General features: G+C 67.1%; 8 protein-coding genes and 1 pseudogene. All 9 read left to right on the top strand.

All coding sequences use genetic code 11. The features are described from left to right. A partial coding sequence (locus G9373_RS29440) for an alpha/beta hydrolase fold domain-containing protein (RefSeq protein WP_167118139.1) occupies window positions 1-553 on the top strand: 553 nt, incomplete at its 5' end. A gap of 64 nt (window positions 554-617) precedes the next feature. Continuing rightward, the gene (locus G9373_RS29435) at window positions 618-2237 is read left to right on the top strand and encodes an NAD(P)/FAD-dependent oxidoreductase (protein ID WP_133985730.1); all 1620 of its coding nucleotides are present in this window, start codon (window positions 618-620) and stop codon (window positions 2235-2237) included. A gap of 31 nt (window positions 2238-2268) precedes the next feature. Further along, complete coding sequence (locus G9373_RS29430) at window positions 2269-3639, top strand: NAD-dependent succinate-semialdehyde dehydrogenase (RefSeq protein WP_133985731.1); 1371 nt, start codon at window positions 2269-2271, stop codon at window positions 3637-3639. 76 nt (window positions 3640-3715) lie between these two features. Beyond that, window positions 3716-4129, top strand: a complete 414-nt coding sequence (locus G9373_RS29425; RefSeq protein ID WP_133985732.1) for a carboxymuconolactone decarboxylase family protein — start codon at window positions 3716-3718, stop codon at window positions 4127-4129. A 52-nt stretch (window positions 4130-4181) separates the two neighbouring features. Beyond that, entirely contained in the window at window positions 4182-4958 is a 777-nt protein-coding gene (locus tag G9373_RS29420) for an NAD(P)-binding domain-containing protein (RefSeq protein ID WP_133985733.1), read from the top strand. A 92-nt stretch (window positions 4959-5050) separates the two neighbouring features. After that, complete coding sequence (locus G9373_RS46815) at window positions 5051-5533, top strand: LysR substrate-binding domain-containing protein (RefSeq protein ID WP_317611533.1); 483 nt, start codon at window positions 5051-5053, stop codon at window positions 5531-5533. Continuing rightward, the gene (locus G9373_RS46810) at window positions 5446-5724 is read left to right on the top strand and encodes a hypothetical protein (protein WP_240960806.1); all 279 of its coding nucleotides are present in this window, start codon (window positions 5446-5448) and stop codon (window positions 5722-5724) included. Before G9373_RS46815 ends, G9373_RS46810 begins: the two co-directional genes overlap by 88 nt. A gap of 333 nt (window positions 5725-6057) precedes the next feature. Next, a pseudogene (locus tag G9373_RS46805) lies at window positions 6058-6315 on the top strand (phosphotriesterase); the annotation flags it as partial. A gap of 348 nt (window positions 6316-6663) precedes the next feature. Continuing rightward, on the top strand, window positions 6664-7029 hold the full coding sequence (locus tag G9373_RS29405) for an HNH endonuclease (protein WP_133985735.1): 366 nt from the start codon (window positions 6664-6666) through the stop codon (window positions 7027-7029). Window positions 7030-7042: the final 13 nt, after the last annotated feature.

Raw genomic sequence — 7042 nt, 5'->3', positions numbered from 1 at the left:
GTTCCAGCACCCGGCCCAGGTAGAGGACGGGGTGGCCGCTTTCGATGCGCTCGTCGTATCCGGCATCGCCCCGCAGGACATCACAACCATCGGCGATTCGGCGGGCGGCAACCTCGCCATCGCCATCACCCTGGCCCTCCGGGAACAGGGCAAGCAGGGCCCGGGCGGGGTCATCGCCTTCTCCCCGTGGCTCGACATGGAGAACCAGGGCGAGACGCTTGCCACCAACAACGACACCGATGCCCTGATCACCCCAGAACTGCTCGAAGGCATGATCGCCGGCGTCCTCGGGGACACCGTCGACCCGAAGACCCCGCTGGCGAACCCGCTGCACGCCGACTTCACCGGTTTCCCGCGCCTGTACGTCACGGCAGGCAGCGTCGAATCGCTCCTCGACAACGCCACCCGCGTCAAGGAGCGCGCCAAGGCGGCAGGCGTGGATGCCACCCTGTCCATCGGGGAGGGCCAGCAGCACGTCTACCCGTTCCTGGCCGGACGCTCCGACCTCGTCGCCGAGGAGCTGGAAAAGCTCGCCGCCTGGTATCGCGCGTAACACCCCAGGCCCCTACATCTTTCACCGCTCCTTTCCCCGCATCAGAACGACCCAGGAGTTCGCCATGTCTGCACAGACCACTTTCCACACCGTCGACGCCGTCGTCGTCGGCGCCGGATTCGGCGGCATCTACGCCGTCCACAAGCTGTACAACGAACTCGGCCTCACCACAGTGGGTTTCGACAAGGCGGACGGCCCCGGCGGCACGTGGTACTGGAACCGCTACCCGGGCGCCCTCTCCGACACCGAGAGCCACGTCTACCGCTTCTCGTTCGACGAGGATTTGCTGCAGGACGGCACGTGGAAGCACACGTACATCACCCAGCCCGAGATCCTCGAGTACCTCGAGGGCGTCGTCGACCGTTTCGACCTGCGCCGCCACTTCCGGTTCGGCACCGAGGTCAAGTCCGCGATCTACCTCGACGACCAGGGAGTGTGGGAGGTCACCACCGATACCGGTGATGTGTACCGGGCCGGCTACGTGATCAACGCCGTCGGCCTGCTCTCCGCCATCAACTTCCCGAACCTGCCCGGTCTAGACACCTTCGAGGGCGAAACCATCCACACCGCCACCTGGCCGGAGGGCAAGGACCTCGCGGGCCGCCGGGTCGGTGTGATCGGCACCGGTTCCACCGGCCAGCAGGTCATCACGGCCCTGGCACCGGAGGTCGAGCACCTGACCGTGTTCGTCCGGACCCCGCAGTACTCCGTCCCGGTCGGCAAGCGGCCCGTGACCACGGAGCAGATCGACGCGGTCAAGGCCGATTACGACCGGATCTGGACGCAGGTCAAGGGTTCCTCCGTGGCTTTCGGCTTCGAGGAGAGCACCGTGCCGGCGATGAGTGTCTCGGAGGAGGAGCGCCGCCGTGTCTTCGAGGAAGCCTGGCAGCACGGCGGCGGTTTCCGCTTCATGTTCGCCACCTTCAGTGACATCGCCACGAACGAGGACGCCAACGAGGCTGCGGCGTCCTTCATCCGTTCCAAGATCGCCGAGGTCATCGACGACCCGGAGACGGCCAGCAAGCTGACGCCGACGGGCCTGTTCGCCCGGCGCCCGCTGTGCGACGACGGCTACCACCGGGTCTTCAACCGGCCGAACGTGGAGGCCGTCGCCATCAAGGAGAACCCCATCCGCGAGGTCACCGCCAACGGAGTGATCACCGAGGACGGCGTCCTTCACGAACTGGACGTGCTCGTCTTCGCCACCGGGTTCGACGCCGTCGACGGCAACTACCGGCGCATGGAGATCCGCGGCCGAGGCGGCCTGAACATCAACGACCACTGGGACGGGCAGCCGACCAGCTACCTGGGCATCTCCACGGCGAACTTCCCCAACTGGTTCATGGTGCTGGGTCCCAACGGCCCGTTCACGAACCTGCCACCGAGCATCGAGACCCAGGTCGAGTGGATCAGCGACACGATCGACTACGCGGAGCGCAACGGGCTGCGTGCGATCGAGCCCACCCCGGAGGCCGAGGCCGAATGGACCGAGACCTGCACCGAGATTGCCAACATGACGGTGTTCACCAAGGTCGACTCGTGGATCTTCGGCGCGAACATCCCGGGCAAGAAGCCCAGCGTCCTCTTCTACCTGGGTGGCCTGGGCAACTACCGTGCCGTCCTCGCCGACGTCGCCGCCAACGGATACCGCGGGTTCGAGTCGGCCGACACCATCGCGGCCTGACACCCTTCACCACCACACAGGAGAACCACCCATGGGTGTGTACACCACCATCGACCCGGTCACCGGGGAAGAGACCGCGCGGTACCCGGAGATCTCGGATGCCGCGCTGGACGATCTCATCGGACGCAGCGCGGCGGCCTACCGCTCTTGGCGCACAACGCCGCTGGAGCAGCGCCGCGCCGTCCTCACCCGGGCCGCCGAGATCCACCGCGAGCAGGCCGAAGAGCTGGCCAAGCTCCTGACCTCGGAAATGGGCAAGCCCATCGCGCAGGCCAAGGGCGAGGTGGCGCTGGTCGCGTCGATCTACCAGTACTACGCCGACCATGTCGAGGAGTACACGGCGGACGAACCCCTCGACATCACGGGGTCCGGCAGGGCCGTCGTCCGCACCGAGCCGATCGGCCCGCTCGTCGGGGTCATGCCGTGGAACTACCCCTACTACCAGGTCGCCCGTTTCGCCGCCCCGAACATCGCTTTGGGCAACACGATCATCCTCAAGCATGCGCGGAACTGCCCGCAGTCCGCTCTCGCCATCGAACGGGTCCTTACCGAGGCCGGGTTGCCCGCGGACGTGTACCTCAACGCCTTCATCTCCTCCGCTCAGGTCGCGAATACCGTTGCGGATTCCCGTGTCCAGGGTGTGTCGCTGACCGGATCCGAGAAGGCCGGGTCCGCCGTCGGCGAGGTCGCCGGCAGGCACATGAAGAAATGCGTACTCGAACTCGGCGGCTCGGACCCGTTCATCGTGCTCGACGACGCCGATGTCGACGCGGCGGCGGCCGCCGCCGTCGTCGGCCGGCTCGGCAACGGCGGGCAGGCCTGCACCGCGTCGAAGCGGTTCCTCGTCGATGAACGCGTGTACGAGGAATTCGTCGGTAAATTCGTCGACGGGATGGCCGGCTGGCAGCCCGGCGACCCGACCAGCCCCGAGACGAAACTCGGACCACTGGCATCGAACGCGGGGATCGAGGAACTGGACGAGCTTGTCCAGGACGCGATCTCCCGCGGTGCCGACGTACTGCTGGGCGGTAGCCGGCCGGCCGGACCGGGGGCCTACTACCCGCCCACCGTCCTGGCAGGCGTCACGCGCGAGATGCGCGCGTTCAGCGAGGAACTGTTCGGCCCGGTGGCGGTCGTCCACCGCGTCAGCTCCCTGGACGAGGCGCTCGACCTGGCCAACGACTCCCCGTTCGGCCTTGCGTCGAGCGTGTTCACCTCGGACCCGGAGAAGGCCGACCGCGTGGCCGAGGAGCTCGAGACCGGCATGGTGTGGATCAACAGCACCAGCAAGAGCTCGCCGGACCTACCGTTCGGCGGCGTCAAGGGTTCCGGCATCGGCCGCGAGCTCGCCCGATACGGTTTCAACGAGTTCGCCAACAAGAAGCTGGTGCGAAACCCGTAGGGACAGAGATAGTTACACCACCGCCCGGTGGTTCCCGCGCAGATCCTTCTCCGACAAGCTGATGAGGAATACCCACATGGCCACAGATCGCTATCAGCGCGGCCTCGACCGCATGATGGAACTCGTCTCCCCCGAGCACGCCAGCACCTTCGACCACGTCAAGCTCGTGGAGTCCTACCAGAGCCTGGACGCGGACTTGTCCGACTACATCGTCTCCTTCGCATTCGGAGACATCTACTCCCGAAACGGCCTGTCCCAGCAGGAGCAGACGCTCGTGACGATCTCCACGCTGGTCGCCCTGGGCACCGAACCCCAGCTGAAGTTGCACATCAACACCGGCTTCAACGTGGGCCTGACCAAGGAGAAGATCGTCGGCGCCCTGATTCACTGCATTCCGTACATCGGGTTCCCGCGCGTACTCAACGGCCTGACCCTCGTCAAGCAGGTCATGGCGGAGCGGGGTCTCGCACCGGGGTCCCCCACGGACTGAGCCGATTTCGCACCACCCCGGCACATCCTTCTCTCATACTCGAGGAACGCTCATGCACTTGGTAATTGGACTCGGACCCATCGGCGGAAACATCGGCGCACATCTCGCCAAGCTGGGGCAGGAGGTGTACGGCTACGACTTCGCGGCGGAGCGCGTCCGCGAGTGGTCGCAGGAGACCCGGTCGCCGGCAGGCAGCGACCTGGCGGCTCTCGAGTGGCCATCCGTGGACAGCGTCCACGTCGCGGTGCGGTTGGCAGACCAGGTGTCGTCCGTGTTCGCGGCGCTCCGGGACCACACGGCGCGGGCGTTGACCGTCTTCGTCCACACCACCCTGGCACCGGAAGACTCCCGGAACATCCTGTCCGGGGCGCCGGACAACTGGCGCGTCTTCGAGGCCCCCGTGTCGGGCGGACCCCAGGGCGCACGCCACGGCTCGATGACCGTCTTCCTCGCCGGACCCGACGCCACCCCGGCGGAGGACCGGCTGCTGGCCGACATCTCCGGCCGCGTGTTCCGCATGGAATCCTATGGGCAACCGGCGCTGGTCAAGCTCCTCAACAACGCGCTGGCCACCTACAACCTGGCCGCGACCGCACGGATGCTCACCCTCGCGGAGCAGCTCGGAATGCCCGCCAAGGGCCTGTTCGACGTCATCGGCGTGTCGACCGGCCAGAGCTGGATGAGTGACAACCTCGTCGACGTCCAGTACGACCTGCTGCTCAAGGACGTCGGACTACTCCGCGGCGAAATCGGTTCACTGCCCGCCGGGGGTCTCGACGACGACGTCGAACAGGCCATCCTTCGGGCGCGTGCGCTGCTCGACACCTAGGTCCGAGGAGCGGCCGCGTGCAGCCACTCGAGGATGTCACCCCGGTCGGCGTCGATGCGGGGGGCACGAGGTCGTAGCTGGCCGGCGCCACCGTGCTGGCCGCCGATCGAGGGGAGGCAGGGACTGTCACGTTCGCCTATGCCGGTGCATCGACCCACGTACTCGTGGGAGTACTGGCCCGGGAGGCCAGAAAGGCTCACCCAGCGATTGAATTTCGGCTCTACAGCCAGGATTTCGCGCTCCCCGCGCTCGCCCGCGTCCTCCGGGACGAGGTCGAGGTCAGCCTCGGTCGGTGGGATTTCGTGCCCGCCGGTGTCCGGTCCCGCATCATCGTCGACGAACACCTCGTCATGGCCGTCCCGGCATCCCACCCGCTCGCCTCGAAAACGGAAGTGCACATGGCGGAGCTTGCCGGAGAGCCATTCGTAGCCCTGCCTCTGCACGAGGGATCCGTCCTGGGAGACCGACTGCACAGGCTGAGCCTGGGGTGGGGTCCGATCCCGGCATCGTGCAGAGGGCGCCCGATTCGTGGACCGCGATGGCGCTGGTGGGCGCCGAAGTCGGATGCTCCCTGACAGTGTCGTCCGTGGCGGAGAACGTGGCCGATCCGCACGTGCACTTCCTGCGGGTGCTCGACGAGACCCTGCCGATCCATCTGCGCATGGCGTGGCGGCCCACCTCGGACAACCCGGCCCTGCCGCCGGTCCTCTCCCTTGCGGAACGCGTCTCGCCTGGCCGTCCAGACGACGCAGCCTCGCAGGCGTAGTGCCACCGCGAATTCCGCGTCGAGCGGGTCGACTCGGAAGCGAGTCCGACTCCGCCCCGGGCGCCGAGTTCTTCCAGCGCGCTTTCATCGGCCGGTTGCGGGAGATCCTCGTCGAAGCGACGACTTTCGAGCCTCAGTTGTCCGGCGCGAGCAGATTGCACCAGGAGTCGGTGAGTTCGTCGAGGCAGACCTCGCGGGAAATCCGCCAGCCGACCGAGAAGAAGCGGCGCGACGCGCTTCGCCCGGTCCAGCCCCTCGGTCATCTGACCGACCGCGTCCTCGAACCACTGCTCGGTCTTGGCCGCGGCGTCCGGCTCGTGGGCGGCTGGAACGATCTTCGAGATCCTGGCGGCGAAGCTGACGGATTTCCGAGACCACGGCGGACGGACGATCGTCGACAGCACCGGCAAGTTCCACGGTCGCGACGTGAACCTGTACGAGGCACTCTCCCGCTCGACCGGTACATCGTCGCGTCGACGGGCATGGGCCCGGAAGAGATGCTCGGCGGCTATTTCCCTGACGCCGCAGACCAATCCGCCGACGCCGTGGCCCGCGGAGAAATTCGCCGAGCTCTTCACCAAGGAGATCACCGCGACGGCGCAGGCCATTATCTCCGGAGAAATGGAGCCGCAGAGATTGCTTGCTGCGCCTCTACCCGTTTGCCGCGACCTTCCGACCGGGACACTCTCTGACGGTGGAGCTCTCGAACAACGAACCGCCGGCCGACGCGCATAACGCACTACTGCCACCCGAAGCCTTCCATCTGCCGGTCGGCCGCCCGGTCACCCACAAGATCTACCGGGACGCCGCGCACCGGTCCAGCCTCGTGCTTCCGTTCACGACACCCAAGGCCGGAGGAGCAGAGGTAGCGAAACTGGTCTCGGCCTGTGTGCCGGCGGAGTACTGGCCATCGGCGAACGGATCGGTCACGATCGACGGGTGGACCGCACCGCCAGACTCGCCCTCGCCGTCGACCGGCAGGGCGGACGATGCCTGTGGTGCGGTCGTCGTTTCGGACCGTTGATTCCACCGACCACCGAGCACCTCGTGCCACGACTCAAGGGTGGCCCCAGCATCACAGCCAACGAGGCCGCCGCGTGTCGGCGCTGCAACGCGGACCGCGGCCATACCGGTCCGGTCGACTGGCTCGCGCAGTGCCGGAGCCGACACGGTTGGGCCCCGCAGGCGAGCCTGCTCGCGACCCTCCTGAACGCGTTGGACGCCGAACTCGACCACGTGGGTGGACATCGCCGCGCCAAGCGGTACCTGTCCGGCCAACTGCGACGCTGCCGGAACAGCCAGTGATGTGCGCACGAGC

Origin of the sequence: Rhodococcus sp. A14 (assembly GCF_011603105.1) — a bacterium.
GTDB classification, from domain to species: Bacteria; Actinomycetota; Actinomycetes; order Mycobacteriales; family Mycobacteriaceae; genus Rhodococcus_F; species Rhodococcus_F opacus.
This window is presented reverse-complemented; position numbering and strand designations above follow the sequence as displayed.

Bases quoted from the DNA above. Each gene is read 5' to 3' on its own strand.
- G9373_RS29435 (WP_133985730.1), top strand. From the start codon at position 618: ATGTCTGCACAGACCACTTTCCACACCGTCGACGCCGTCGTCGTCGGC.
- G9373_RS29430 (WP_133985731.1), top strand. From the start codon at position 2,269: ATGGGTGTGTACACCACCATCGACCCGGTCACCGGGGAAGAGACCGCG.
- G9373_RS29425 (WP_133985732.1), top strand. From the start codon at position 3,716: ATGGCCACAGATCGCTATCAGCGCGGCCTCGACCGCATGATGGAACTC.
- G9373_RS29420 (WP_133985733.1), top strand. From the start codon at position 4,182: ATGCACTTGGTAATTGGACTCGGACCCATCGGCGGAAACATCGGCGCA.